Origin of the sequence: Microbispora sp. H10670 (assembly GCF_014161385.1) — a bacterium.
GTDB classification, from domain to species: domain Bacteria; phylum Actinomycetota; class Actinomycetes; order Streptosporangiales; family Streptosporangiaceae; genus Microbispora; species Microbispora triticiradicis.
In genome coordinates, this window is record NZ_JABBWW010000003.1 from 144,340 (window position 1) to 169,770 (window position 25,431).

The window sequence follows — 25,431 nt, forward strand, 5'->3', positions numbered from 1 at the left end:
GCCGTCGTTCCCGCCGTACCGGGCCGGAGTGCCGGGCCGGGGGTGCCGGGCCGGGAGTGCCGGCCCGGCACACGTCTCGCTCCGGGACAGGGTCAGGGGCTGGTGCAGGTGGCGGTGGGGGTGGCCGCGCTGCCGTTGGCGGTGAAGCCGAACGTCGTGGACGCGCCCGCCGCGATCGAGCCGTTGTAGGACTCGTTGGTCACGGTCACCGAGGAACCGGACGTGCTCTGCCGGCCGTTCCACAGGCTGCTGATGCTCTGCCCGCCCGGCCAGCTCCACTTCACGGTCCAGCCGTTCACCGGCGCGCTGCCCGCCCGCACCGTCACCTCGGACTGGAACCCGCCGCCCCAGCTGTTGATCGTCTTGATCGTCGCCGAGCACGCACCCCCGATGGGAGACGAAGACGGGCTCGGCGAGGCGCTGGGCGACCGGGACGGCGACACCGACGGCGACGACGTGGGTGACTGTGACGGCGACTGTGACGGCGAGGAGGTGCCGCTGTTGAGCGCGCTCAGGGCCGCCTGGTAGGCGGGCTTGGGCTGGTAGCCGGAGTCCCACATCATGGGAGCGCCGTAGCCGGGGAACGTCCCGGGAATCCAGGTGTGGCCGTCGTCCACGCCCCACTGCGACACACCCACGCAGCGAGGAACGGCCAAGCAGGCGTTCACGACCCTGCCGTAGTCGGTGCCCTGCTGCTGCAGCTCGGAACTGTCCGCCGGCATCTGGATGCGGTCGTCGAGCTCGGTGATCGCGACGTCCAGGCCCAGGGCGGCGAAGCGCTCCATGTTCGCCTGCAGGGACGACGGCACCTGGCCGACGATGAAGTGGCTCTCCAGCCCGATGCCGTGCAACGGGACTCCCTGGGACAGCAGCGACTGCGCGAGCGAGTAGAGCCCGTTGCTCTTCGCGTTGATGCCCTCGATGTTGTAGTCGTTGATGTACAGCTTGGCGTTCGGGTCGGCGGCGTGCGCGGCCCGCAGCGCGGCGGCGATGTAGCCGGAGCCCATCGCCCTGTAGAACACGTCCTGGCGCAGGGTGCCGTCCTCGTTGTACGGCTCGTTGATGACGTCCCAGGCGTAGACCTTCCCCTTGTAGTGGGTGGCCTCGGTGGTGATGTGGTTCTCCATCACGCCCTGGACCTGGTTGAGCGGCAGGCTGCCGACCCAGGCGGGCAGCTGGGCGTGCCACACCAGGTTGTGCCCGCGTACCCGCATGCCGTGCGACTGGGCGAAGGAGACGATCTGGTCACCCGACCCGAAGTTGAACGAGCCCTTGGACGGCTCGGTGGCGTCCCACTTCATCTCGTTGCCGGGGGTCACCATGTCGAACTGGGCCGCGGCGAGGTTGACCTCGGCGCTGATACCGAGGTCTCCCCGTGTCAGCGCGGTGCCGAAGTACCTCCCCCTGGCCTCCGCCGCGGCCTTCAACGTCGAGGCCGCGTGAGCGGGGATCGCGAGCCCGAGCGCGACGGCGCCGGCGGCGATGACCGCCAGGGCCGTGGCCGGCCCCCGCGCGCGAGTCCGATGCCGTTCCGTCCCGGTAGTGGGCGGTTTCATGTCAGCCCTCCAGAGAGATCTGATCCCGAACTGCGAACGTGCGCACTCGCCAGCACAGAGCGTGTCATTGTTAGCGCTAACATTCGTGGGTCTCTCCGCTCCTGGGCCGATGGTGGCGCAGCAGCGGAGCCAATACGACGGGGAGCGGCGCGTCAAGGACGCGGCCGGGCCACTCCCCGGAAGGACTCGCGGCGAACGACCCGTTTCACCACCATCCGGCGTCCCCAGCCGTACCGCAGGCGGGTCGCCTCTTGCTGAAACATTCACCCTTGCTGACGCCACCGGTCAGATCGGGTGCGCTCACGCTCCGGAGGCATGCGGGACGAGCCGCGCCATGTCCCCAGGCTCAGGTCAGAGATAGCCCCAGGCCGCCGCGATCTCCCGCAGCGGCTCGGCCACCTCTTCGGGAGCGGGCAGCGGGCGGCCGCGCTGTACCCGCCCGCTGCGGATCTTGTCGCGCCAGTCCCCGATGCCCTTCACGAACTCGCCGTGGTCCTTGTCGCCGTAGCGGATCATCTCGGGCTCGTACTCGACACCGAGCCAGGCGCAGACCCGGCGCAACTCGCCTTCCGTGTCGTCGACGAGCCTCTCGTACCGGACGACGAGCCCCTCGTGCCTGCGCCTGGACTCCTCCAGGTGACGCATGTACTGCAGCGTGTGCCGTACGGCCTCCTCGACGGGCCGCGCCTGCGGATCGGCTTCGTGCCAGGACCGGACGATCGAGGCGGGGTGGCGCAGCAGGTAGACGAACCGGGCGTCCGGCCAGCACGTCGAGATGCGGCGGTGGGCGAACACGTTGCTCGGCGTCTTGTCGACGACGATCTCCTTGCCGCTCCTGACCAGCTCCCGGTGCAGCAGACGGTCCCACAGGATGTGCTCGATGTCGCTCGTACGGTGCCCGGCCGCCTCTATGGCCTGCCGTACGGGCTCGGTGGTGAGGGTCACGGCGATCCGCCGGACGTGCAGTTCGTGTGGCGCGTGGATCCTGGAATGGCTGTTCAGCAGCACCCGGAAGAGCGTGGAGCCGGACCTGACCGGGGAGAGCACGAACACCGGCGCGCGGAGGAGGCGGTCGCTCTCCGGGTCGGCTGGTGGTCTGGGCTCGTCCCTCGGCGGCTGGACCGCTGCGGGACATGGGCGGGCCCGGGTGATGACGTAACCGGTCATCCCTTCGACGGCGGCGTTGACCTTGCTCTTCCACGGCATGGCCACGACCGTAAGGAGGCGGGGTGGCCTCGCGGTTAACGGAGGCTGGGTGTTTCCAAAGCCGCGCCCTCCCGGGCAGTCCCAGAGCGCGGGCAGTCCCAGGGCGCGGGCGCTCCCAGAGCGCGGGCAGTCTCAGAGCATGGGCGGTCCCCGGGCGCGGGTCGTTCCGCGACAGCCGGGGCGGACGGCGCGCTATGAGGAGGAGATCGCCAGGACCGCCTCGTCGGGCCGCACGCTCGTCAGCCGGAGGTGGATGTCGCCGATGCGGGCGGGCCGGTCCATGGTCAGCGTCAACGCTCCCCTGGTCCGGCAGCGGCCGTTGACGCAGTCCTGGCTGACCCCGACGTTCATGCCCTCGACGCGGTAGCCGCCGGAGGAGCCCTCGAAACGCAGGCGCACCATGCCCTGGTCGAGGGCGGCCACCGTGAGCGCGTCGAGGCCGGTGGCGGCGTCGAGCCGCAGCCGGTCTCCCTGGCGGACCTCCACCTCGCAGTCGGCGTTCCGGCACGCCTCCGGATCGGTGGCGGCCCGGACGGCCGGCGAGGCGGGCGGCGGGGCGGGCGTGGTCAGGGGGACCGGGTCCGTGGTGGACACGGCGGCGGGTGTGGCCGCGGGCCGTGACCGTGTCGGCGGCTCCGGGGCTCCGCACGCCGCCAGCAGCACGGCCGCCGGCACGGCGACGAGACCGATCCGCCCGGCGAGGACGAACGCCCCCGATGCAACCCGCATGACACCCGCTCCCCGTCGCGCCCCCGAATACGCCGGCGGCCGCACCTCACGACTGTCTTCGCAGGTCACACCGCCATCGAAGACTCTCCCCACGCATCGGTCAGCCCAACCGGCCGGGTCCCGCGCGGTTCGGCGTCTAGGGCCGTACGGCCGCCCTGCCGGGACTGCCACTCGACGCCGGCACCCTGCTGCCGTTCCCGGCGTCCGCCGGTGCCCTGCCGAACACGGGTCCGGTGCGCTCCGGTCCCGGCGCCAGGACGGTGCTCAGGGCTCCGGTGATCTGGTGGGCGGTCCTGCGGACGGCCGGGCCCAGGCGCGGCAGCGCCGCGGCGGCCGCCGGGGCCGCGACGGAGACGACCATGCACACCCGGCCGTCCGGCGCGAAGACGGGCGCGGCGGCGCAGCAGATCCCCTCGGCGTACTCCTCCCGCGCGTAGCTCACGCCCTCGCCGCGGACGGCCGCGAGCTCGCGTTCCAGCGCGGCCGGGCCGGTCACCGTACGGCCCGTCATCCGCCGGGGGGCGGGACCGGCGTAGAAGGCCTTCCGCAGTCCGGCGTCATGGGCGAGCAGCGCCTTGCCCGCGGCCGTGCAGTGGAGCGGCGCGCGGTCGACGCCGTCCGACGGCGACCTGACCCGGTTGTGCCCATACAACCGTTCGACATACGCGACCTCGCCGCGGTCGGGCACGGCGAGGTTGACGGTCTGGCGGGTGGCCTCGTACAGCTGGAGCAGGTACGGCAGGACCGCCCGGCGGCAGTCCGGCACCCGGCGGCCCTGCACGGGCCAGCCGCGCGGCGACAGCAGTTCGGCGAAGCGCCCGTCGACCGTGTAGTCGCCGCCCCTGCGGGTGACCAGGCCGCGTCCCTGCAGGACCCCGAGCAGGCGGTGCGTGGTCGTCTTCGAGAACCCGGTCGAACGGTGCACCTGGGTGAGGTTCATCGGCCTCATGCCGACCGCAAGGCAGAAGAGGATCGCGATCCCGCGCTCCAGGCTGCCCAGGGCCGACGCCGTCTCCGCCCTGCCGGACCGTTCCATCAGCACGATCGCAGACCTCCGTCATCGCATTCCGAAGAGCATTCCGAAGAGCACCTTGTGATCGGCCAGCGGCCACCCTAACCGGAGCGCCGCGCACGTGCGGCGGTTTCCGTCGAGGGCGGCCGGCGTACGGCCAGGGCGGCGGCGTTCAGCCGACCTCCACGCTTTCCAGGACGCCGAGAGCGTCGGGCACCAGCACGGCCGCGGAGTGATAGGTGGTCACGAGGTAGGAGATGACCGCCTTGTCGTCGATGCCGGTGAAGCGCACCGACAGACCCGGCTCGTACTCGTCCGCCAGGCCGGTGCGGCGCAGCCCGACGACTCCCTGTTTCTCGGTTCCGGTGCGCATCACCAGGATCGAGGTGAGCCCGCGGTCGGTGACGGGGATCTTGTCGCAGGGCAGTATCGGGACCCCCCGCCACGCCATGACCTTCGCGCCGCCGGACTCGGTGACCTCCGGATACAGACTCCGGGCGGTGCACTGGCGACCGAAGGCGGCGATGGCGCGGGGATGGGCCAGGAAGTAGTGCGAGCTGCGCCGGCGGGCCAGCAGTTCGTCGAGGTCGTCGGGGGTGGGCGGGCCCGACCTGGTGTGGATGCGCTGCTTGAGATCGGCGTTGTGCAACAACCCGAAATCACGGTTGTTGACCAGCTCGTGCTCCTGCCGCTCCCGCAACGCCTCGACCGTCAACCGCAACTGCTGCTCGGTCTGGTTCATCGGCTCGTTGTACAGATCCGCCACCCGCGAATGCACCCGCAGAATCGTCTGCGCCACACTCAGCTCATACTCCCGCGGCCCCAGCTCGTAATCCACGAACGTCCCCGGCAGCGTCGCCTCACCCACATGCCCCGCCGCCAGCGCGATCTCCGCCTCCCCGTACCGGTTGGCCGGACGGCCGGCCCCGGGGCGGTTCAGCTGCTCCCGCAGGCTGTCCGAGCGCTCGGTCAGCTCGTCGACCACCGGCCGTTCGAGCACGAGCACGACGCAGCGGGTGAGCGCCCTGGCGGGGGGCGCCGCCGGGCCGGTGAGATCACCGAGGTGATCCCCGTCGGCCACGACCCGGAGCAGCGTCTCGCCGCCGTACTCGCCGACGCCGACGCAGGCGATCTTGCCGTGGGCGACCAGGACCACCTGCCCGGCGGGCACCGGTTCGTCCTGGTCCAGTTCGTGCTGCACGAACCGGTCCGCCAGCGCGGCCAGCGCCTCCGCGTCGGCGTACCCGTGCAGCGACGGCAGTTCGCACAGCTCGGCCGGGATCACCCTGACCTCGGCCCCGGTCGAGACGAACGTCACCCGCCCGTCTCCCGGGGTGTAGGTCAGCCGCCGGTTGACCCGGTAGACCCCGCCCTGCACGTCGATCCACGGGAGCACCCGCAGCAGATGGCGAGGGGTGATCTCCCGCATCTGCGGCGGGGTCTTGGTGGTGGTCGCCAGGGTGCGCGCGGCCCTGGTGCTCAGGGCCAGCCGCGACGCGCCGTCGGGCCCGATCGGCGCGCTCATGAGGCACCCGCCGTGAGGTGGAGCACGGGCGGGTGAGCGGCGCCGTCCCCGGCGGGCGCGCCGTACGTGGTCGCGCCGTACGCCGGAGCGCCGTACGCGCGAGCGAGGGAGCCGATCCTGGCGGTGGCGGTGCCGAGGCCGGTCGGGCCCTGGGTCCACCGGGCCACCGGACCCGCGCGCAGTTCCTCGTCGAGATAACGCCGGCACCGTTGATGCCAGCGCAGGATGGCGGCCATCCAGTTGCGCAGATCGGTCACGTACGCCGCGACCGACTCCCGTACGGCCTCGCCCGCGTCGATCCGGTCGAGCAGGGCCGGCAGGTCGATGGTGGTGATGTGCTCGAACTGCCTCATCCGGCTCGTCATGAGCCCGTCCACCACCGTCACGCCCTCCTGCGGCGGGCAGTCGAGGAAGGTGGACATCACCAGGACCGCGTTGTGCAGTTCGCCCTCGTACTGGATCTCCTTGCGGTAGGAGAACAGGTCGTTGAGCAGGCACGCGTAGTCCTGCGCGGCGTCGGTCATGCCGAGGAACTCGCGGGTCAGGTGGATCTCCACGGGGATGACCCGGTCGGGGGCGAGCCTGGCGAGGCACATCGTCATGTGCGAGCCGAAGGTCCTGCGCCGCATCTCCAGGTAGTCGACGGGGTCGGGCACCCGGTTCTGGGCCTGGTTGGCCAGCTCCCACACCCAGCTGTCGATCATCTCCTCCACCGACGTGCGGAAGATCTCGCGGGAGCCGGCCGGCAGCGGCCCGGCGGTGCGCGCCCAAAGGTCGGCGAGCCCTCGTTCCAGCCCCGTCGACGGGGTCAGCCGCGGGACGAGATCCAGTGGCATGAGCTCCTTGAGCCGCCGGTTCAGGAGCTTCGCGCCGACCAGGTCACGTGCCGCGCCGAAGACGCGTGGATAGTAGTCGTCGCCGTACGTTCCCCAGGCCAGCCAGTTGGTGGCCAGGACCAGCTCGTCGGCGGTGGCGTCCGGGGTGATGCCGGACGCGCAGAGAGCCAGGTCGAATCCGGCGAGCCGCCGTTCGTCCCACACGGCGGTCGCCGGGATGCCGGGAACCCCGTCGAAGAACCCCATCGCCGCGCACCACTCCAGGTCGGCCGCGCGCGCCGCGTCCAGGTGCGGGTTGTCGCGCACCTCGAACGGCATGTACGGCTCGGGCAGCCGTACACCGGCCGCCGCGAAGGGCCTGTGGGTGTGGTTGCGCAGGCCGCCCGCGCCCGTGAGGTGGGCGCGCGAGACGTTCATCCCGAAGGCCCCCGCCTGCCCGCCGTTCTTCGTGTAGCGGCTGGAGGCCGAGTGCCAGGCGTGGCCTCCCGCCTGCCAGTCCTGCAGCCCCTTGGCGTATCGGAGGACGAGCCCCTGCTCGGGCGGCGAGACCGCCTCGTCGGCGAAGAGCGCCGGGAGTTCGGTCAGCGCGGTGTGCTCGAACTGGTGCAGCCGCGACGTGAGCAGGTCGTTGGTGATCTCCACGGCCCGGGCGGTGTCACAGCCGAAGAAACGCTCGCAGACCAGCACGCAGTTGGACAGCTCGCCTTCCTCCCGCACCTCCCGCTCGTAGGAGAACAGGTCGTTGCGCAGGTGCACGGAGTCGGCGAACGACTCCGTCAGCACCCGGATCGGCCGGCTGCCGGCCAGCCGGGCCGGAAGCTCCGCGCCCACCGCGTGCTCGACCAGCGCCGCCGACCACGGGGCGCCGCCGACCTTCCGGCGTTCCTCGATGTACTCGATGGGGTTGGAGACGGCGTCCCGTTCGATGTGGAACAACTCCCACATCGACTCCTGGAGCAGATCCCGGGTGACCCGGACGAACCGCCGCCGCCACGCCGCCGACATGGCGGGCACGGTGCGGAGCCACAGGTCGGCCAGTCCCCGTTCCACGGGGTTGACCGGCTCGGGCGGGTCGTCCGCCATGAACGCGTCGAGCCGGTCCAGGTACTCCTGGGCGCCGTCGAGATCCCTGCTGCGCTTGAAGGTCTCCAGGAAGTGGTCGTCGAAGTAGAAGACCCAGACGTACCAGTCCGTGACCAGGTCCAGCTCCGGGGCGGAGCAGTCGGGATGGGTGTAGGCGCACATCAGGCCGTAGTCCATCGCGTCGAGCGACTCCACGGTCCAGATGTCCGGATCGTCCAGCATCCCCATCCGCTCCGCCCAGCCGCGGGTGTGCGTACGGGCGGTCTCCACGTGCGGGTTGAGCCTCGGCGGATACGGGAGATAGAAGTCCGGCAGCCGGTAGGACGACATCACAGGACCTCGACGCTCTCCAGGATGCCGAGGGCGTCGGGCACCAGCACGGCCGCCGAGTAGTAGGTGGTCACGAGATAGGAGATGATCGCCTTGTCGTCGATGCCCATGAAGCGCACCGACAGACCCGGCTCGTACTCGTCCACCAGGCCGGTGCGGCGCAGGCCGACGACGCCCTGGTCCTTCTCCCCCAGGCGCATGACCATGATCGAGCTGACGCCCTGGTCGTTGACGGGGATCTTGTTGCACGGCAGCAGCGGGACCCCGCGCCAGGCGGGCGCCTTCTGGCCGTTGAACTCGACGGTCTGCGGATAGATGCCCCGGCTGTTGCACTGCCGGGCGAAGGCCGCGATCGCCTTGGGGTGGGCGAACATGACGGTCGGGTTCTTCCAGACGGTGGTCAGCAGTTCGTCGAGGTCGTCGGGGGTGGGCGGGCCCGACCTGGTGTGGATGCGCTGCTTGAGATCGGCGTTGTGCAACAACCCGAAGTCGCGGTTGTTGACCAGCTCGTGCTCCTGCCGCTCCCGCAACGCCTCGACCGTCAACCGCAACTGCTGCTCGGTCTGGTTCATCGGCTCGTTGTACAGATCCGCCACCCGCGAATGCACCCGCAGAATCGTCTGCGCCACACTCAGCTCATACTCCCGCGGCCCCAGCTCGTAATCCACGAACGTCCCCGGCAGCGTCGCCTCACCCACATGCCCCGCCGCCAGCGCGATCTCCGCCTCCCCGTATCGGTTCACCGGGCCGTCCGGGTCCTCCCGGTACGCCGACACGTGCTCGCGCAGGCTCTCCGACAACGCCAGCAGACGCTCGAAGGCGTCCCTGGTCAGGGCGAGCACGGTGCACGGCGTCACCGTCCGCACCGTCCACTCCCACCGCGCCTCGGGATGCACCAGCATCTGCTCGCCGACGTACTCCCCGTCGGCCAGCACCCCGAGCAGCGTCTCGTTGCCGTACGCCCCCTCACCGATCTTGTCCACCTTGCCGTGGGCCAGCAGCACGACCTCCTCCATCGGAGTCCCCGCCGCCGCGATGACCTGCCCCGCCTCGTACTCCCGCTGCGTGAACAGATCGGCCAGCGACGCCAGCACGTCGGCGTCGCCGAAACCCCGCAGCGCCGGCAGCTCACACAGCTCGGCGGAGATGACCCGTACCTCCGCTCCGGTCGAGACGAACGTCACGCGCCCGTCGGCCACCTGGTAGGTCAGCCGGCGGTTGACCCGGTAGACGCCGCCGACGGCCTCGATCCAGGGCAGCACGCGCAGCAGGTGCCGGGAGGTGATCTCCTGCATCTGCGGCGGGGTCTTGGTCGTCGTGGCCAGGTTGCGCGCGGCCCTGGTGCTCAGGCTGAGCCTGCTGTCGTTCGGCGCGCTGGTCTGCGGGGTCGTTTCGGTCACAGCACATCACCCATCTTCTGATCGGCCGGCGGCCGGTTGTCCGCTAACAGGTCGTGCTCGTCGCCGAGCGGTGGAGGGGAAGGCATCGAAGGGGCACCGCCCGGAGGGTCCCGCGCCGCCGGACCGGCCCCGGCGCGAAAGGCGCGGGTCGGCCGGATGGGGCGAAGGACGCGGGAAGCCGCCGATGACGCGGGCGTGCCGTTCGCGCGCCTCATCGGACGCGACGCGTGAGCCGCTCGGTGAGCACCGCCAGCGCCTCGGCCGCCTCCGGCGTGATCGGGCAGTCGCGCAGCGCCGCGAGCGCCTGGCCGGTCCGCTGGACGATCAGCTCCTCGACCCGGTCGAGCGCGCCGGTGTCCACGATGATCCGCCGCAGCTCCGCCGCCCGCGCCTCGTCCAGTGCGGGATCGCCGTGCCAGGTGCGCAGCAGGTCCCGTTCCGATCCGCGGGCCCGCGCGGAGGCGTACGCCATGAGCACGGTCCGCTTTCCCTCGCGCAGGTCGTCGAGGACGGGTTTGCCGGTGACCGAGGGGTCGCCGAAGACGCCGAGGACGTCGTCGCGCAGCTGGAACGCCTCCCCCAGCGGCAGGCCGAACCGGGAGTAGGCCTCCAGCAGGCTAGGCGGAGCCCCGGCGAGCGCCGCGCCGATCTGCAGCGGGCGCTCCACCGTGTAGCGCGCCGTCTTGTACCGGATCACCGTGAGCGCCTGCTCGACCCCGTCGTCACCCCGGGCGTGCGCCAGCAGGTCGAGGTACTGACCGGTGACGACCTCGGTGCGCATGCGGTTGAAGAGGTCGCGGGCCGCGCGGGCCCGCACGTCGGCGGGCGCGGCGTCCGCGAGCAGTTCCTCGGCCCAGGCCTGGGCGAGCACGCCCAGGAGGATCGCCGCGGACTGGCCGAACGCCTCGGCCGCCCCGAACCGCCCCGGCCGCGCGAGCCCCCGGTGGATCGTCGGACGTCCCCGGCGCAGCTCGCTGCCGTCCATGAGGTCGTCGTGGATGAGAAGACCGGCGTGGTAGAGCTCCAGCGCCGCGCCGGTGGCGACAACCGCCGCCTCGCGAAGCTCCTCACCGCCGGCGCCCCGCCAGCCCCAGTAACACAGCAGAGGCCGGACCCGCTTGCCACCCTCGATCACGAATTCACGCAGCAGGCGGTATCCCTCGGCCACGTCGTGGTCGCCGACCGGAGGGCGCCGCGCGTCGAGGAAGTCGGACAGCAGTTCGTCGACCCGCCGCCGGACCCGGCCGGTGATGCCGGTGATGGACGTGTCCACGATCTCCGCCGTCATGGTCGGCCTCCTCGTCGGCGCGCCGGTCTCCCTGCGGAAAGTTACTTAATGAGCACGCAAAGTAGAACCACGCGTTCCGATAGTCGGAACTTCTCCCCGGTTCACCCCGTGATCCGTCACTTCACGCGAAAACCGGCTTCGTGGCGGGCCGCCAGAGCATGTCGGACCGCAGGCCGAGCACGGGTCGGGGGAACTGGAGGACCGACCGCACCCAGGGCGCGGAGTGCCGGCGGGCTGCCCCGAACGGCATCACAGCGCCTGAAAGGGCAGACCGACGCGCTGACCGGAAAGGGCTACGAGAAGTTGTCCGGACGCCTCCTCGGGCAAACCGGCCGAGGGCCGGAACCGGCGCGTTGCCCGGAGCATTCGCGGGCCAGGGAGACGCTGAGGTGTGGCGGCTCGACCGGCTGCGCCCTTCGCTTCGGCATCAGTTGGCGGAGACTTCGACAACCCGTCCGAGCGCCAGATGGCGTTCACGTCCCCAGCCGCACGGGGAACGCGATCCGAGCACGATTCTATGATCACGCGAAACGGCGTGCGCACAAAGCGCGCGGCCGCCGCATCCGAGCCATGGACATGGCCTATGAGCAGACAGGCTGGATTCTGAGCGGAACCCGGTCTGCCTCCGTTGAGACTCAGGAAGCGATGTCACGCAGCATGCGGGGGATCTGTCGCGCGGCGTCCAGCAGTTCAACCCCGAGGAGTTCTCCGGAACCGGAGAAGCGGAGGAGGGCAGGAACATCCCCTTCGCCACCGTCGACCGGCAGCTTGAAGGTCTCCTCGCCGGGCTCGATCTCCCTGAATTCGATGTATGCGGCGTTGACTTGTGGATCGTGACGCAGATTCATGGTCAGCCTCCAGAAGGAATCGGGTGGGGCCGAGGCCCGTGGCACGGATGCCTCGGCCCCACCCAGCCGTATAAGAAGACTAGCTGCGTCGCCAGGCAGTCACGACGTAACCGTTGTTGTTGCAGATCACCACGATCTTGCCTTTGGTGTACTTCCAGTTCCCGTTCGTCTGCTTCACCGCTCGACTGCAGGTGGTGTACACGACGTCCTCGACCTGATCACCGGTGATCGAGTCCTTGGCCATTTCCTCCGCCGCGTGCAGAGAGTAGCCGGTGACGATGCACGGAGCCCCGGCCAGGATCTGCACCCCGCTTCCGGCCTGCGAAGTAGTGGCCGTGGCGGCGATTGCTGCCGGAGTCGCCACCAGCAGGGCGCTCGCGGACAGCAGACCGGCAGCGATCACGTTGCGGATGCTCATAGCTGCTGACTCCCGATCAGACGTCGTACTCATACAGGTACACATCGGCGATCGCACCGGGATGCGACCAGGTGAAGTTCTTCTTGACGCCCTTGGGACAGGCGGCTTCGGAGTATTCCGTGGTGCCGGAGGCGAAGACGGCCTTCACTTTGGCGCACCGACCGTCGGCGTCCATGTCCTGCACCCACCCTGTGACAGTGATCAGCCCGCCGTCGCAAATCAGTTCCCAATGGGCACGGGAGCCCGACAGAGTGGTGTTCTTGATAGCGCCGCAGCCGGCGGCGGTCTTTGCCGGCCCCGGCTCGTCCGTCGGTTCAGGAGTGGGGGTAGCGGTCACCACGAACCCGTCTGCCGGTCGAGGAGTGGGAGTAGCGGCCTGAGCGGTGTGGGCGACCGCGAACACCGTTGCGGCCGCAGCCCCAGCGACAAGCAGACGTCTGGTCAACATCGATTTGCACTCCTTCACACGAAGAGTTACTGAAGTGAACCTTCCAGCCATGGCCTGAGAACCCGTCTGAGAATGGCCACGTCGAGTACTGGGCCTCCTTTTCCCGCCTTTTCGAGACTGACGGTCGCGCGGATCCATCGCCTCATCGCGCAAGTCGAATCACTTCTCTCGACGCGTATCGCCCATGGGCCGGCACCGACCATGTAGCCAGGGTGCCGGGGAGTCGTCGCGAATGTCTTGACTCCTTCTGCACAATTCATGCCGATTTGTGCACGCATGATGCCGTTGGTACGAGTGCCGAAAATGGAAGCCACGCTGGATGAGCGAGGGTGACACGCTGCCGACAGATTCCGGCGCTTCCTCGCGTGCGGCGGTGTGCCGTCCCTCGTCGGAACGCCGCGTCCGTCTCCGCGGATGCGGCGGCCGTCGGCGGCACCTTCAGGGAGGCGGGTTCGCATGCTGATTTCGGTCGGTTCGCCCGAGAGATCGGTGCGTACGGCCGCTTCGCGGCCCCGTCACGCACCGCCGATGGGAGCACGGTCTGGGGTGATCGTGATGATCCGAAGGCTGGCCGCTGTCGCGGTGCTGGGCATGGCGGTGGCCGGGTGCGCGGGCGACGGCGCCGTGGACGCCCCGGCCTCCCCCGGCTCCCCGGCGGCACCCGGCCCCCGGCCCGGGCCCGTCCCTCGGCACGGGCGTCGGGACGGAGACGCCGATCGGCGCGGTGGTGGAAAGAGTCGCCGCGACCGCGGACGGCGAGGTCTGGGCCGTGGGCGGCACCGGCGAGGTCGGCAGGGGCAGCCTGGCGCGCTGGGACGGCCGCGCCTGGCGACGCATGCGCCTGCCGGCGGGCCCGCGGTATCCGAACGCGGTGTCCGGGACGTCTTCCCGCGACGTCTGGCTCTTCGACAAGGACGCGGACGTCCGGCGGTGGGACGGCCGCCGATGGTCGGCGGGGGTCCGGCCGCCCTGGCCGCGATCGGCCTTCGTCGAGGACGCCGTGGTGCTCGGACCCGCGAACGTGTGGGTCTCCGCGATTCGCGGCACCGGTACGGACGGTGACCCGCCCCGGCGGCCCCTCCTCGCGCACTGGTCTCCGTCGGGCTGGTCCACCGTGCCCTCGCCCCGGTCGGGCCGGGCCGTGAGCCGCGCTGCTTATGCGCTGGGACGGGGACCGGTGGACCCTGGTCCGGGACGTCCCGCCGGGGGCGGTCAGACTCGGTCCCCTGGTGACGGACGGCCACGGCGGGCTGTGGCTCGGCGCGCGCAACTACGACTACGGCGACGATCGCATCCTGCTCCACTACGACAGGCGGTCCTCGTGGACGTACGACCCGGCCCCGAGGACGAACAACGCTCCGGCGGTGATCGACCTGGCCAGGGTTCCCGAAGAGGACCGGGTGTTCGCGGCCGGCGGCAACCCCTCGTACGACGAGGACAGCCAGGGATGGCTCTGGACGCGGAACCGAGACCTGCCGGCGCGCGGGGTCAACCCAGGCGCCGGCCGTGCCGGTCGCGTGCCTTCAGCCGTACGGTGGGCATCTCGGGCGCGGGCAACCGCTCCTGCCCGCCGGGGACGACGCCGAAGCGGGCGCCGCGCGCCCAGTCGTCGCGGGCCGCGGCGATCTCCTCGTGCGAACGGCCGACGAAGTTCCACCACATCACCAGGGGCTCCTCGAACGGCGTCCCGCCCAGCACGAACAGCCGCGCGGGCCCGGTGGTCTCCAGCGGCACGTCCTGACGGCCCTGCCCGAGGTAGAGCAGCGATCCCGGCGACAGCGTCACCCCGGCCACCTCCGCCGTACCGGACATGGCCAGCACCGCCGTCTCGAAGGCCGGGTCGACCGGCAGCCGGTGGCGTCCGGCGCCGCCGAAGAGCACCTCGGCCCCGAGCAGCGGGGTGTGCGCCCGCGCGGGCGACCGGGCCGCTCCCACCTCCCCCACCACGACGGTCACCGTGACGTTCCCGTCGCGCAGCACGGGCAGCGCGGCGTGGTGCTCGAACCGCGCCTCGCCGTGCCGGGCGTCCTCCGGCAGCGCGACCCACAGTTGCAGCCCGTGCATCCCCGGAGGGTGGTCCGGCGGCGACTGCTCGGAGTGGGCGATCCCGTGGGCCGCGGTCATCAGGTTGAGCTGTCCCGGCACGATCGCCTGGACGTTGCCGAGGCTGTCGCGGTGCAGGATCTCCCCCTCGGCGAGCCAGGTGACCGTCTGCAGTCCGGTGTGGGGATGCGGCGGCACCCGCATGCCCGGCCGGTCGCGCACGTCGTCCGGGCCGAAGTGGTCGACGAAGCACCACGCGCCGACCATCCGGCGCGGGCGCTGCGGGAGCAGCCGGCGCACCGTCGTGTACCGGCCGAGCGGCACGTCGTGGCCGGGCAGGAGCACGCTCTCCGGCATCGCCTCGGCGCCCGTGCCGCCGTACAGAGCCGCACAGCCGTAGAGCGCGGGCTCCCCGGGGCTCTGCGGCCCGGCGGTCACCCGGCCGCCTCGTCGCCGTCGAGCGAGAACCTGGCCCGCCGGTCGGCCGGCACCAGATCGAGGTACTCTGGGTGCCGCGCGATGTACCGCCGTACGAACGGGCAGTACGGCAGGACCGACAGCCCGGCGTCGCGCGCGGCGTCGAGCGCGGCGCGGACCAGCACCGATCCCAGGCCGCGGCCCTCGAACGAGGAGTCGATCTCGGTGTGGGTGAAGGAGATCGTCTGCCCGTCGAGCCCGTAGTCGGCGAAGCCGGCGAGGACGCCGTCGACGGTGATCTCGAAGCGGCGCGTCTCCGGATTGTCGGCGACCTTCGGGTCTGTCTGCTCCATCGGTTGTCCGTCCTTCCCAGATCGTCACGCGGCGATGGTCGCGTGCATCTCCCACACGAGGATCTCGGCGGGCTCGGTCGCGGTGACCTTCTGCCCGCCGGTGGCGGTGAACCGTACGGCGTCGCCGGTCTCCAGCATGCCCGCACCCTCCAGGGCGACGGCGCCCCGGGGCACGAAAAGGTGCAGGAACGGCGCCTCCGGCAGCTCCACGGACTGGCCGGGCTCCAGGCGGGCGGCGTACAGCGCGGCGTACCGGTTCTTGATCCGGATGGCCGCGGCGCCGTCGTGCTTGTCCATGCCGGAGGCGACCGGCACCAGTCCGCCGGCCAGCAGGTCGCCCTCGATCTCCAGCTGCTCGTACCCGGGGGTGATGCCGGGCTCGTCGGGGACCACCCACATCTGGACGAAGTGGACGGGCTCGTCGTGGGCGCCGCCGCCGGTCAGCCGCCAGGAGTCGTTCTTCTCCGAGTGGAGGATGCCGGTGCCCGCGCTCATGCGCTGGGCGAGGCCCGGGTAGATGACGCCGGAGTGCCCCTCGGAGTCCTGGTGGACCAGCGAGCCCCGGAGCACCCAGGTGACGATCTCCATGTCCCGGTGCGGGTGCGTCTCGAAGCCGGTGCCCGGATGCACGGTGTCGTCGTTGTTCACCAGCAGCAGGCCGTGGTGGGTGTTGCCGGGGTCGTGGTGGCCGCCGAACGAGAACGAGTGCTTGGAATCCAGCCAGGAGATGCGGGTGGTGAAGCGCTCGGCCGCCCTGCGGACGTCCACACGGGGGGTCAGCCTGGTCGTGGTCATCGGAACCCTTTCCTCGTCGCCATGTAGATGATGCATCATCTACTGGTGCCCCACAACATAGATGACGAGTCATTGATTCCGGATACCCTGGGCGGCATGAACAGCCCACGCTGGCTCGACGCGGACGAACAGCGCGCCTGGCGGGCCTACCTGCGCATGCAGGGGCGTCTCACGGCCCGGCTCAACCGGGAGTTGCAGGCCGGTTCCGCCCTCTCCCTGGCGGACTACGAGGTCCTCGTGCACCTCACCGACAACGCCGACGGGCGGCTGCGGCCGTTCGAGCTGGAGCGCGGCCTCCAGTGGGAGCAGAGCCGCCTGTCCCACCACCTCACCCGGATGCAGCGGCGGGGCCTCGTCCGGCGGGAGGAGTGCGAGGAGGACGGCCGGGGCGCGTTCGTCGTGATCAGCGAGGAGGGCCGCCGCGCCATCGCCGCCGCGGCCCCCGGGCATGTGGCGACCGTGCGCCGCCTGTTCTTCGACGGGCTCACCCCCGAGCAGGTCGCCGCGCTCGAACGGCTGGCCACCGACGTGCTCGCCCGCCTCGACGACAACAACCCCGACGACGACCCCGGCCCCGGCGACGGCCTCAGCTGATCAGGCCCTCGGGGAAGACGACGCCGGCGACGCCCGGGACGGTCCTGACGACCATCTCGGCGATGCGGGCCGACCGCTCGTCGCCCGGGCCGTACAACTCGACGACGCCGCTGCGCACCGCCGCGCCGAAGGACGCCGTGTCGGCGCAGTCGCGCAGCGCCGCGAGCACGTCGTCGCGGATCCGCTGGTCGCCCTGGACCAGCAGTCCCATCAGGTCGCGCCGGCTGACGATGCCGACGAGGTCGTCGTCGCGCACCACCGGGACGCTCTTCACCCCGGTCGTGATCATCAGGTCCAGGAGGTCCATGACGTCGGCCGTGTCGCCCACGGTGGCGACGCGCGGCGTCATGACCTCCTCGACGAGCGCGGGCGGCCTGCCGGTGGGCAGTGCCTCGGGGCGCAGGAAGGCCCGGGGTTCGCTCTCGAACTCGCCGCGCAGCAGATCCATCTCGCTGACGATGCCGACCATCCGTCCCGGCCGTTCGACCACCGGCGCGGCCGTGATGTCCTGCTCGTACAGCAGGCGGACGGCCTGCCTGATCGTCGCCGTGCGCCGCACCGTCACCACCGGCGCCGTCATGATCTCGCAGACCAGCATCGTGATCACCTCCTACCCGACCGGCGCGAGGACGAGCGTCCCGCCGGGCGCCGGTCCGGTCCGCGCGCCGAACCTCCGGCCGATCCGGTCGAGCGTCCCGCGCAGCCACTCGCGGTCCTCGTCACCGGCGCGACGCAGCCGCATGCGTACGGCCCGCATCGGCGCCATCCGCAGCTCGCGCAGCCGCCCCGACGCGGCCTCCACCGTCGCGAAGTACAGCAGCCGCAGGTCGTCGCGGTACTCCTCATAGCCGGTGATGCCCTCGTAGTCGTCGATGAAGTCGCCGCAGCCGTAGAGGATCAGCCGGTCCCGGTACACCTCGGCGGGGCGGGGGTGGTGCGAGGAGTGGCCGTGGACGAGGTCGACGCCGCCGTCGACCAGCGCGTGCGCGAACCCGGTCTGGTCGTCGCCGACCTCGTAGCCCCAGTTCGACCCCCAGTGGACGGAGACGACCACGACGTCCCCCGGCCGCCTGACCCGCCGTACGCGCTGGAGGATCCCGGCCGCGGCGGCGGGGGACGGCGCCGGGAGGAAGGCCACGCCGGGCCGGTCCCGCCGGGCCGCCCACCCGCCCGGGACGCCGCTGGACGGCATCGCGGCCGCGAACACCAGCACGCGTCCGCCGCCGGGAAGCGGCACGACCGCGGGCCGCCGCGCCTCGTCCTCGTCACGCCCCGCCCCGGCCTGGCGGAGCCCCGCCGCCGCCAGCGCGCCGAGCGTCTCGGTGAGCCCGCGTACGCCGAAGTCGAGCACGTGGTTGTTGGCCAGCACGCACACGTCCGGCCGGGCCACGGCCAGCGCGGGAAGGTTGGCGGGGTTCATCCGGTAGTGCACGGCCTTGTCCGGCGCGAAGTCGCCGGACCGGGTGACGCTCGTCTCCAGGTTGAGCACCCGGACGTCGGGACCGGCCTCGTCCAGCGCCTCCAGTGCGTCGCCCCAGGGCCAGGAGTATCCGGCCGGGCGCGGGATCGGGCCGTTCGCCGCCTCCGCCAGCTCGACGTACGCCCCGGCGTCCCGGAGGTGCGGCTCCCGCAGGGCGGGATCGCCGGGATGCGGGAGGATCTGGTCGACGCCGCGCCCGAGCATGACGTCCCCGCACAGGAACAGCGTGACCGGGTCTCCCGCCGCCGGCCGCATGTCAGCCCCCCGGCGGCCGTGACGGGGGCGCGGCGTGCCGCGTGCCGCCGGCGCGGCCCGCACGCTCCGCGGCAGGGCTCCGTCTTCCGCAGGTCACACCCCGATCCTCCCCCGTGACCGGCCGCGCCAGCACGGCGGGGAGGGGTGGTCAGCCCACCCGGCAGAGGATCTCGCCGTGCACGACGCTGAACCAGCCGTCCTCGCTCGCGCCCCACTCCCGCCAGCCGTCGGAGATCCGCCTCAGGTCGTCCAGGGTGGCGTGGCCACCCTCGATCACCCGGCTCGCGTAGGCGGACTGGAGGGTGCGGTCGGCCCACAGGCCGCTCCACCACGCCCGGTCCTCGGGGGTGGCGAAACACCAGGTGGACGACGACGAGGTGATTTCGGTGAAGCCGGCCTCCCCGGCCCAGGAGCGCAGGCGCCGACCGGCGTCGGGCTCGCCGCCGTTGGCCCGGGCGACCCGGTGGTAGAGGTCCAGCCAGTCGTCCAGCGCGGGGACCAGCGGATACCAGATCATGCCGGCGTAGTCGGAGTCGCGCGCCGCGACGATGCCGCCCGGCTTCGTCACGCGCCGCATCTCGCGCAGCGCGCCCACCGGGTCGCCGACGTGCTGGAGCACCTGGTGGGCGTGCACGACGCAGAATGAGGCGTCGGGAGCGCCGAGCGCGTGCACGTCGCCGGTCGTGAAGCTCACGTTCGCGACGCCGCGCCGCGCCGCCTCCTCCCGGGCCTGCTCCAGCACGCCGGGCGCGTTGTCGAGGCCGACGACCTCGCCCTGCGGCACGTGCCCGGCCAGGTCGGCGGTGATCGTGCCGGGCCCGCACCCGACGTCCAGGACGCGCATGTGGGGCTTCAGCGCGCCCAGCAGGTACGCCGCGGAGTTGGCGGCGGTGCGCCAGCGGTGGGAACGCAGGACGGACTCGTGGTGACCGTGTGTGTAGACGGCCGTTTCGTGTGCCATGCCGTCACTATTCCAGGCGTCTCGTCATTTGAGCAATTATGTCTCATATTCAGAGACGATACGAGAGACGCAGGGGCCGCGTTGATTTCCGGCGCCGGGCGCGGGCATGGTGATCGCATGACCAGCGATGAGGTTCGCGACGGAGTCACGCTGACCAACCTCGACCGGCCGTTGTTCGACGGCGCGGGCGCGGCCAAGCGCGACCTGGTCGACTACCTGGACGCCGTACGCGACCGGATCGTCCCGGTGCTGCGCGACCGGCCACTGTCCGTCGTGCGGGTGAGAGAGGGCCAGGCGCCGTTCATGCAGAAGAACGTGCCCTCGTACGCCCCGGACTGGGTGCGGACGGTCACGGTGTGGGCCGAGTCCTCCCAGCGGCGGGTGTCGTACGCGCTGTGCGACGACCGGCGGACTCTGCTGTGGCTCGCGAACCAGCGGGCGGTGGAGTATCACCCCGCTCTCGTCCACGCGGGTCACTGGGACCGGCCCACCCACCTCGTGCTGGACATCGACCCGCCGTCGGCCGAGGCGTTCCCCCGGGCCGTCGGCGCCGCCCGCCTGGTCGCCCGGGCGCTCGCCGACGCCGGGCTGTCGGGCGCGGTGAAGACCAGCGGGGCCAAGGGCCTGCACGTGTTCGTGCCGCTGGAGGGCGAGACGACGGAGGACGTGGCCGCCGCCACCCGTGCCCTCGGCGTCCGGGCCGAACGCCTCGATCCCGCCCTCGCCACGACGGCGTTCATCCGGGAGGACCGGGGAGACCGGGTGTTCGTCGACTCGACCCGGTCCGGCGGGGCGACCGTCGTCGCGGCCTACAGCCCTCGTGTGCGGCCCGGCGTCCCCGTCTCCTTCCCGGTCGCCTGGGACGACCTGGACCGGATCACGCCCGGCGACTTCACCGTGCGCACGGCGGCGCGCCTGCTGCGCGACGCCGATCCCTGGGCCGACCTGATGCCGGAGCCCCAGCGACTCCCCCGCGACCTCGTCGAGGAGGGCCACACGATCCCGGTCGCCCGGGTGCAGGCCATGCACGAGGGCAGGCGCCGCGCCCGCGCCCGCCGCGGATAGGCGGCCCGGACGGTTCGCGGGCCGCCGGCATCCGGCTCGGCGGGCTCGGCGGGTCAGTTGGCGACAGGTTGTTGCTATATTCGCGACATGCCGTCGCCAAACTCGCGTCAAAGCTGGCTTCCCCTCGTCGTGCTCGCGACCGGGGTGTCGATGGTGGTCATCGACGCCACGATCGTGAACGTGGCGGTGCCCGCGATCCTCGCCGACCTGCGCCTCGGCGCGACCGACGTGGAATGGATCAACTCCGTCTACTCCCTGATGTTCGCGGCGCTGCTCATCCCGTTCGGGCGGATGGGCGATCTCCACGGCAGGCGCCGCCTGTTCGCCCTCGGCGTCGCGGTCTTCCTGCTGGCCAGCGTGCTGGCGGCGCTGTCGGTGAACGGGCCCATGCTGATCGCCGTACGCGCGGTCCAGGGCGTGGGGGCCGCGATGGCCGTCCCGATGACCCTCGCGATCATCAACCAGATCTACACGGGACGGCAACGGGTGATCGCCTTCGCCGTCTGGGGCTCCATCATCGGCGGCATGGCCGCCGCCGGCCCGCTGGCGGGAGGCTGGCTCGTCACCGAGTACGGCTGGCGCGCCGCGTTCTGGATCAACCTGCCGATCGCCGCGCTGCTCCTGCTCGGCTCGCTGCGGGTGCCCGAGTCGCGGGCCGGGCACGCGGCGGGCGCCGACCTCGCGGGCCTCGTCCTCGCCGTGACCGGCACGACCGGTGTCGTCTTCGCGCTGATCGAGGGCCAGAAGTACGGCTGGCTGGCGCCGCGCCGGACCGCGGACCTGTTCGGCCTGCGCTTCGAGACCGTCTCGCCCGTGCCGTTCGCGTTCGGCGCCGGCGTCGTCGCGCTGGCCGCCCTCGTCGTGCTCGAACGGCGGCGCGAGCGCGCCGGGCGGCCCGTGCTGGTCGACCTGACGCTGTTCGAGCTGCCGAGTTTCCGGTACGGCTCGATGGCGGCGGTGATCGTGGCGCTGGGCGAGTTCGGCATGATCCTCGTGCTGCCGCTCTTCCTGCAGTCCGCGCTCGGCTACACCGCGTTCCGCGCCGGGCTGGTCATCGCGGTGCTCGCCCTCGGGACCTTCCTCGCGGGCGGCCTGGTCCCGGCGTTGTCGAAGCGGTGGTCGCCGCGCGCGATCGTGCGGGCGGGCCTCGGCATGGAGGCCGTCGGCGCGGCCGGGATCGGCCTGTCCCTCACCCCCGGCATGGGCCCCTGGCGGCTCGTGCCGTGGCTGCTGCTCTACGGCGCGGGCATCGGTTTCGCGACGGCCCAGCTCACCGGCGTGCTCCTCGCCGACGTGCCGGCCCGCCTCTCCGGCGGGGCCTCGGCCCTGCAGAGCACGATCCGCCAGCTCGGCGCGGCCCTGGGGGTCGCCGTCCTGGGCGGAGTGCTGGTGGCCGGGCTCGGCTCGGCCGTCGAGCGCGGGCTGGCCGACCGGCCCGAGCAGGTGCGGGCGGGCGTGGCGCGCGTCGTCGAGGAGAGCGCCGGCGCCGCCATCCCCTCGATCCGCGATCCCGCGATCCACGCGGCGGCGGTCGAGGGCGCCGCCGAGGCGACCCGCAGGGTCGCGCTGATCACGGCGCTGGCGCTGCTGGCCGGGGTCGGCGCCACGCTTCTCCTCCCCCGTACGCCGGCCTCCCCGGACGAGCCGGACGAGCCGGGAGAACCGGTGGCGGCGGCGGGGCCCGATACTGGAGGGCGCGACCCGAAGACGTAGCAGCCCTGGAGGGGGAGATGCCGAGGATCAGCGCGGCGACCGTCGCGGACCACCGGGCCAACCAGCACGCCGCCCTGCTCGACGCGGCGCGGGAGATCCTGGCCGCCGAGGGCGTGCACGCGCTCTCCCCGGCGGCCGTCGGCGCCCGGATCGGCCTGGCCCGCTCCAGCGTCTACCGCTACTTCGCCTCCACCGCCGACATCCTCGCCCAGCTCGTGGAGGACGCCTTTCCCCGCTGGTCAGCGCGTCTGCGGGCCGCCGTCGCACCCGCCGGCGGCCCGCTGCCCGACCGGATCCGCGCGTACGGCAGAGCGGCGCTCGACTTCGTCGGCAGCCCCGACTACGCGCTGATCCCGGCGCTGCAGGCGATCGGGCTGCCGCAGGAGTGCCGGATCAGGGTGGAGGAACTGCACGGCGAGCTGACCGCGCCGCTCGCCGACGCGCTGCGCGAGGCCGGGATGGACCATCCCGCGCTGCGGGCCGACCTGGCCTGGGGCGTGGTCCGCGCGGGGGCCCGCCGTCTCAAACCGGACCTCGCCGGGCACGGGACGCCGCCCGCCGAAGGCACCGGAGCGGAGCCTCCGGAGAAGATCGTCGAACTCACTCTCGACATGCTCACCCGGGCCCTGTGCTGACCCGGGCTCTGCGCTGACCCGCCACTGCTGAGCCCGTCGCCGCCGGGACCGTTCGCCCAGGGACGGAGGGGGACGCCCGGGGAGGGGACGGGCGGGGACGGCTGTTCAGGGCATGCCGCCGACCGCCCCGAAGATGCCCGTCCTGTCGTCGGCCTGCACCTCCCAGGGGACGTCGGGCCGCCACGCCTGCACGGGCACGAGGCCGGGTTCCAGGATCTCCAGGCCGTCGAAGAACGCCTCGATCCGCTTGAAGGGCCTGCCCACGAGCCCGCCGGAGGAAGTGGCCGCGTACACCTTCTTGCTCTCCGCGACGACCTCCTCGGCCACCTCGTCGGTCGTCAGGATGTGCGACAGCACCAGGTGACACCCCGGGACCATCCGCTCGCGGATCCGGGCGACGATCCGGTCGGCTTCCTCGTCGTCCGTGACGAAGTGCAGCACCGAGACCAGCAGCACCGCGAACGGCCGGGCGAAGTCGATGTGGGCCCGCACCTCCGGGTCGTCGAACACGGCGTCCGGGTCCCGCACGTCCCCGGCCACCGCGATCGTCTCGGGATTGTCGGCCAGCAGCGCCCGCGCGTGCGTGAGGACCACCGGGTCGATGTCCACGTACACCACCCGCGCTCCGGGGGCGTGCCGCCGCGCGACCTGATGGACGTTCTCCTGCGTCGGCAGGCCCGCGCCGATGTCGACGAACTGCGTGATCCCCGACTCGGCCAGGTGCCGCACGGCACGCTGCAGGAAGCCGCGGTTCTCCCTGGCGACCTCTCGTCCGTCGTTGCCCATCTGCCGCCCGATGGCGAGCATCTTCTCGGCGGCCTCGCGGTCGGCGGCGAAGTTGTCCTTGCCGCCCAGGTAGTAGTCGTACATCCGGGCGATGTTCGGGACGGTGGGATCGACGCCCTCCGGTGCCCGCCTCGAATCGTCCAAGCGTCTGCCCCTCGCCTGTGGAACCGCTTTCACGCATTGTAGGCGAGGAGCCGACGGAAGATCATCACCCTCGGATCACGCTCCGGGATTGAAGGAGGGCGCGCGGGGCAGCGGCCGGACGACGATCTCGGGACGATTTCGGGAGGACGCGTGACGCCACGCATGACCCTGTCCGCGACGGTGCTCGACGCGCCGGACGCGCGGGAGCTCGCGGCCTTCTACCAGCGGATGCTGGGCTGGACGATCGACTCCGACGAACCCGGCTGGGTGACGATGCACCCGCCCGGAGGCGGCGCCGGGTTGTCGTTCCAGACCGAGAAGGAGTACGTCCGGCCGGTCTGGCCCGTCGGTCCGGGAGACCAGCGGATGATGCTGCACCTGGACATCGAGGTGGACGACCTGGAGACGGCCGTGGCGCACGCGACCGGCGCCGGGGCGACGCTCGCCGGCCACCAGCCCCAGGACGACGTGCGGGTCCTCCTCGACCCCGCGGGGCATCCGTTCTGCCTTTGGGTCAGGACGGACGGCTCCACACCGGAGCCGTGATGATCCGGTGATGCGGGCGGCGGCCCGGTGAGAGCGGATTAATGCGGACGACATTCCACGCAAGGTGACCGCGTAACAGCGCCGGGTCAGACTTCTGGGCATGAGCGAACCGAGAAACGCCGCCGGCGAGGGCGGCCATCCGACTCCCGGCCCGCTTCCCCGGCATCACGGCGTCCGATCCTGGCGGCGGGAGATCGCGGAACTGGCCGCGCTCTTCCTCGCCGTCGGGCTCGCCCACGTGCTCGCCACCCTGCTCGGCCACCGTGACCCCGGCCCGGTGGTGCTCGTCGGCGTCGGGCTGGCGTTGATCGTCGGCTCGGCCGTGCACAAGAGACTGTCGGTCGCGGGAGCCGTGCGCGGGCGCGTCCGCCCGGGCACGGATCACGCGACCAGCCTGTGGCGGGTGCGGGCCAGGGTCGCCGAGCGCCCCGGCCGCCTCGCCGCGCTCGCCGGGGCCTTCGCCCGGCTGGGCTGCAACATCCTCTCCCTGCAGATCGCCCCGGCCGGCAGCGCGGCGATGACGCGGGGAGGCTGCGACGCCCTGGACGAGTTCGTCGTCGAGGCCCCGGCCTCGCTCACTCCGCAGGACCTGTGGCGCGCCGTCGACGGGGCCGGCGGCGCCGACGCCGTCATCGTCCCCGCCCAGGTGAAGGACCTCATCGACCCCGGCATCCAGGCGCTGCTGCTGGGTCAGCGCGTACGGGACGATCCGGGCGAGCTGCTCCCGGCCATGACAGAACTGCTGCGTACGGCGGACGTCCGGTGGCGGGAGCCCGGTGAGCCGGCTCCGGACAGGACGCCGAACACCGTGATGACGGTTCCGGTGAATCCCGGCGCCGCCCTGGTCGTGACGAGACGGGACCTGCCGTTCACCCCGACGGAGGCGGCGCGGGCCGCCGCGCTCGCGGCGGCGGCCCGGCACCGTCAGTGGGCCGACGACTGGCCCGGCGAGTGAGGCCCCGTGA

General features: G+C 72.0%; 25 protein-coding genes. 6 read left to right on the forward strand and 19 right to left on the reverse strand.

Annotated features, from left to right (window positions below; translation table 11 throughout):
• Positions 1-92: 92 nt before the first annotated feature.
• The 15 genes from HHX33_RS06375 to HHX33_RS06445 form a co-directional block, all read right to left on the reverse strand.
• Positions 93-1,556, reverse strand: a complete 1,464-nt coding sequence (locus tag HHX33_RS06375; protein WP_182873775.1) for an endo-1,4-beta-xylanase — start codon at positions 1,554-1,556, stop codon at positions 93-95.
• A gap of 351 nt (positions 1,557-1,907) precedes the next feature.
• Entirely contained in the window at positions 1,908-2,762 is an 855-nt protein-coding gene (locus HHX33_RS06380; RefSeq protein WP_182873776.1) for a sulfotransferase family protein, read from the reverse strand.
• A 192-nt stretch (positions 2,763-2,954) separates the two neighbouring features.
• Positions 2,955-3,491, reverse strand: coding sequence for a hypothetical protein (locus tag HHX33_RS06385; RefSeq protein WP_182873777.1), 537 nt, complete (start codon positions 3,489-3,491; stop codon positions 2,955-2,957).
• A 136-nt stretch (positions 3,492-3,627) separates the two neighbouring features.
• The gene (locus tag HHX33_RS06390; protein ID WP_259402237.1) at positions 3,628-4,527 is read right to left on the reverse strand and encodes an IclR family transcriptional regulator; all 900 of its coding nucleotides are present in this window, start codon (positions 4,525-4,527) and stop codon (positions 3,628-3,630) included.
• 148 nt (positions 4,528-4,675) lie between these two features.
• The gene (locus HHX33_RS06395) at positions 4,676-6,028 is read right to left on the reverse strand and encodes a family 2B encapsulin nanocompartment shell protein (protein WP_182873779.1); all 1,353 of its coding nucleotides are present in this window, start codon (positions 6,026-6,028) and stop codon (positions 4,676-4,678) included.
• Positions 6,025-8,277: a terpene synthase family protein gene (locus HHX33_RS06400; RefSeq protein ID WP_182873780.1), complete on the reverse strand. Its 2,253-nt coding sequence runs from the start codon at positions 8,275-8,277 to the stop codon at positions 6,025-6,027. The genes HHX33_RS06395 and HHX33_RS06400 overlap by 4 nt, the downstream gene beginning before the upstream one ends.
• Complete coding sequence (locus tag HHX33_RS06405; RefSeq protein WP_310738176.1) at positions 8,277-9,677, reverse strand: family 2B encapsulin nanocompartment shell protein; 1,401 nt, start codon at positions 9,675-9,677, stop codon at positions 8,277-8,279. Before HHX33_RS06405 ends, HHX33_RS06400 begins: the two co-directional genes overlap by 1 nt.
• 211 nt (positions 9,678-9,888) lie before the next feature.
• Positions 9,889-10,965: a polyprenyl synthetase family protein gene (locus tag HHX33_RS06410; RefSeq protein WP_182873781.1), complete on the reverse strand. Its 1,077-nt coding sequence runs from the start codon at positions 10,963-10,965 to the stop codon at positions 9,889-9,891.
• Between the two features lie 635 nt (positions 10,966-11,600).
• On the reverse strand, positions 11,601-11,813 hold the full coding sequence (locus HHX33_RS06415) for a DUF2283 domain-containing protein (RefSeq protein ID WP_182873782.1): 213 nt from the start codon (positions 11,811-11,813) through the stop codon (positions 11,601-11,603).
• Positions 11,814-11,892: 79 nt separating this feature from the next.
• Positions 11,893-12,231, reverse strand: coding sequence for a DUF4258 domain-containing protein (locus HHX33_RS06420; protein WP_182873783.1), 339 nt, complete (start codon positions 12,229-12,231; stop codon positions 11,893-11,895).
• A gap of 16 nt (positions 12,232-12,247) precedes the next feature.
• Positions 12,248-12,679: a hypothetical protein gene (locus HHX33_RS06425; RefSeq protein WP_182873784.1), complete on the reverse strand. Its 432-nt coding sequence runs from the start codon at positions 12,677-12,679 to the stop codon at positions 12,248-12,250.
• A gap of 1,303 nt (positions 12,680-13,982) precedes the next feature.
• A complete protein-coding gene (locus tag HHX33_RS06430) occupies positions 13,983-14,171 on the reverse strand; it encodes a hypothetical protein (RefSeq protein WP_182873785.1) in 189 nt (62 codons plus the stop codon).
• A complete protein-coding gene (locus tag HHX33_RS06435; protein ID WP_310741243.1) occupies positions 14,168-15,160 on the reverse strand; it encodes a pirin family protein in 993 nt (330 codons plus the stop codon). The genes HHX33_RS06430 and HHX33_RS06435 overlap by 4 nt, the downstream gene beginning before the upstream one ends.
• Positions 15,157-15,492: a GNAT family N-acetyltransferase gene (locus HHX33_RS06440; protein WP_182873786.1), complete on the reverse strand. Its 336-nt coding sequence runs from the start codon at positions 15,490-15,492 to the stop codon at positions 15,157-15,159. The genes HHX33_RS06435 and HHX33_RS06440 overlap by 4 nt, the downstream gene beginning before the upstream one ends.
• Before the next feature lie 24 nt (positions 15,493-15,516).
• Positions 15,517-16,287 (reverse strand): pirin family protein, encoded by a 771-nt coding sequence (locus tag HHX33_RS06445; RefSeq protein WP_182873787.1) that lies wholly within the window; start codon positions 16,285-16,287, stop codon positions 15,517-15,519.
• Between the two features lie 96 nt (positions 16,288-16,383).
• Between HHX33_RS06445 and HHX33_RS06450 the strand changes: the two genes are divergently transcribed.
• Entirely contained in the window at positions 16,384-16,881 is a 498-nt protein-coding gene (locus HHX33_RS06450) for a MarR family winged helix-turn-helix transcriptional regulator (protein WP_182873788.1), read from the forward strand.
• On the opposite strand, the gene HHX33_RS06455 is transcribed toward HHX33_RS06450, so the two are convergent.
• The 3 genes from HHX33_RS06455 to HHX33_RS06465 form a co-directional block, all read right to left on the reverse strand.
• On the reverse strand, positions 16,874-17,479 hold the full coding sequence (locus tag HHX33_RS06455) for an HPP family protein (RefSeq protein WP_259402240.1): 606 nt from the start codon (positions 17,477-17,479) through the stop codon (positions 16,874-16,876). The two genes, HHX33_RS06450 and HHX33_RS06455, sit on opposite strands and share 8 nt — an antisense overlap.
• Before the next feature lie 12 nt (positions 17,480-17,491).
• Positions 17,492-18,616: a CapA family protein gene (locus HHX33_RS06460; RefSeq protein WP_182873790.1), complete on the reverse strand. Its 1,125-nt coding sequence runs from the start codon at positions 18,614-18,616 to the stop codon at positions 17,492-17,494.
• 148 nt (positions 18,617-18,764) lie between these two features.
• Complete coding sequence (locus HHX33_RS06465) at positions 18,765-19,577, reverse strand: class I SAM-dependent methyltransferase (protein ID WP_182873791.1); 813 nt, start codon at positions 19,575-19,577, stop codon at positions 18,765-18,767.
• A gap of 117 nt (positions 19,578-19,694) precedes the next feature.
• Between HHX33_RS06465 and HHX33_RS06470 the strand changes: the two genes are divergently transcribed.
• The 3 genes from HHX33_RS06470 to HHX33_RS06480 all read left to right on the forward strand — a co-directional run bounded on the left by HHX33_RS06470 (position 19,695) and on the right by HHX33_RS06480 (position 22,990).
• Positions 19,695-20,642 (forward strand): DNA polymerase domain-containing protein, encoded by a 948-nt coding sequence (locus HHX33_RS06470; RefSeq protein WP_182873792.1) that lies wholly within the window; start codon positions 19,695-19,697, stop codon positions 20,640-20,642.
• Between the two features lie 87 nt (positions 20,643-20,729).
• The gene (locus HHX33_RS06475; protein ID WP_182873793.1) at positions 20,730-22,355 is read left to right on the forward strand and encodes an MFS transporter; all 1,626 of its coding nucleotides are present in this window, start codon (positions 20,730-20,732) and stop codon (positions 22,353-22,355) included.
• A gap of 17 nt (positions 22,356-22,372) precedes the next feature.
• Positions 22,373-22,990 carry a TetR/AcrR family transcriptional regulator gene (locus HHX33_RS06480; RefSeq protein ID WP_182873794.1) on the forward strand — a complete coding sequence of 206 codons (618 nt, stop codon included), beginning with the start codon at positions 22,373-22,375 and terminating at the stop codon, positions 22,988-22,990.
• A gap of 105 nt (positions 22,991-23,095) precedes the next feature.
• Here HHX33_RS06480 and HHX33_RS06485 read toward each other — a convergent pair whose 3' ends face one another.
• On the reverse strand, positions 23,096-23,920 hold the full coding sequence (locus HHX33_RS06485; RefSeq protein ID WP_259402216.1) for an SAM-dependent methyltransferase: 825 nt from the start codon (positions 23,918-23,920) through the stop codon (positions 23,096-23,098).
• Between the two features lie 150 nt (positions 23,921-24,070).
• Here HHX33_RS06485 and HHX33_RS06490 point away from each other — a divergent pair, with 150 nt between their 5' ends.
• Both HHX33_RS06490 and HHX33_RS06495 read left to right on the forward strand, forming a co-directional pair.
• Positions 24,071-24,466 carry a VOC family protein gene (locus tag HHX33_RS06490; RefSeq protein WP_220501559.1) on the forward strand — a complete coding sequence of 132 codons (396 nt, stop codon included), beginning with the start codon at positions 24,071-24,073 and terminating at the stop codon, positions 24,464-24,466.
• A 100-nt stretch (positions 24,467-24,566) separates the two neighbouring features.
• Positions 24,567-25,421, forward strand: a complete 855-nt coding sequence (locus HHX33_RS06495; protein WP_182873795.1) for an ACT domain-containing protein — start codon at positions 24,567-24,569, stop codon at positions 25,419-25,421.
• The last annotated feature ends 10 nt before the right edge of the window (positions 25,422-25,431 follow it).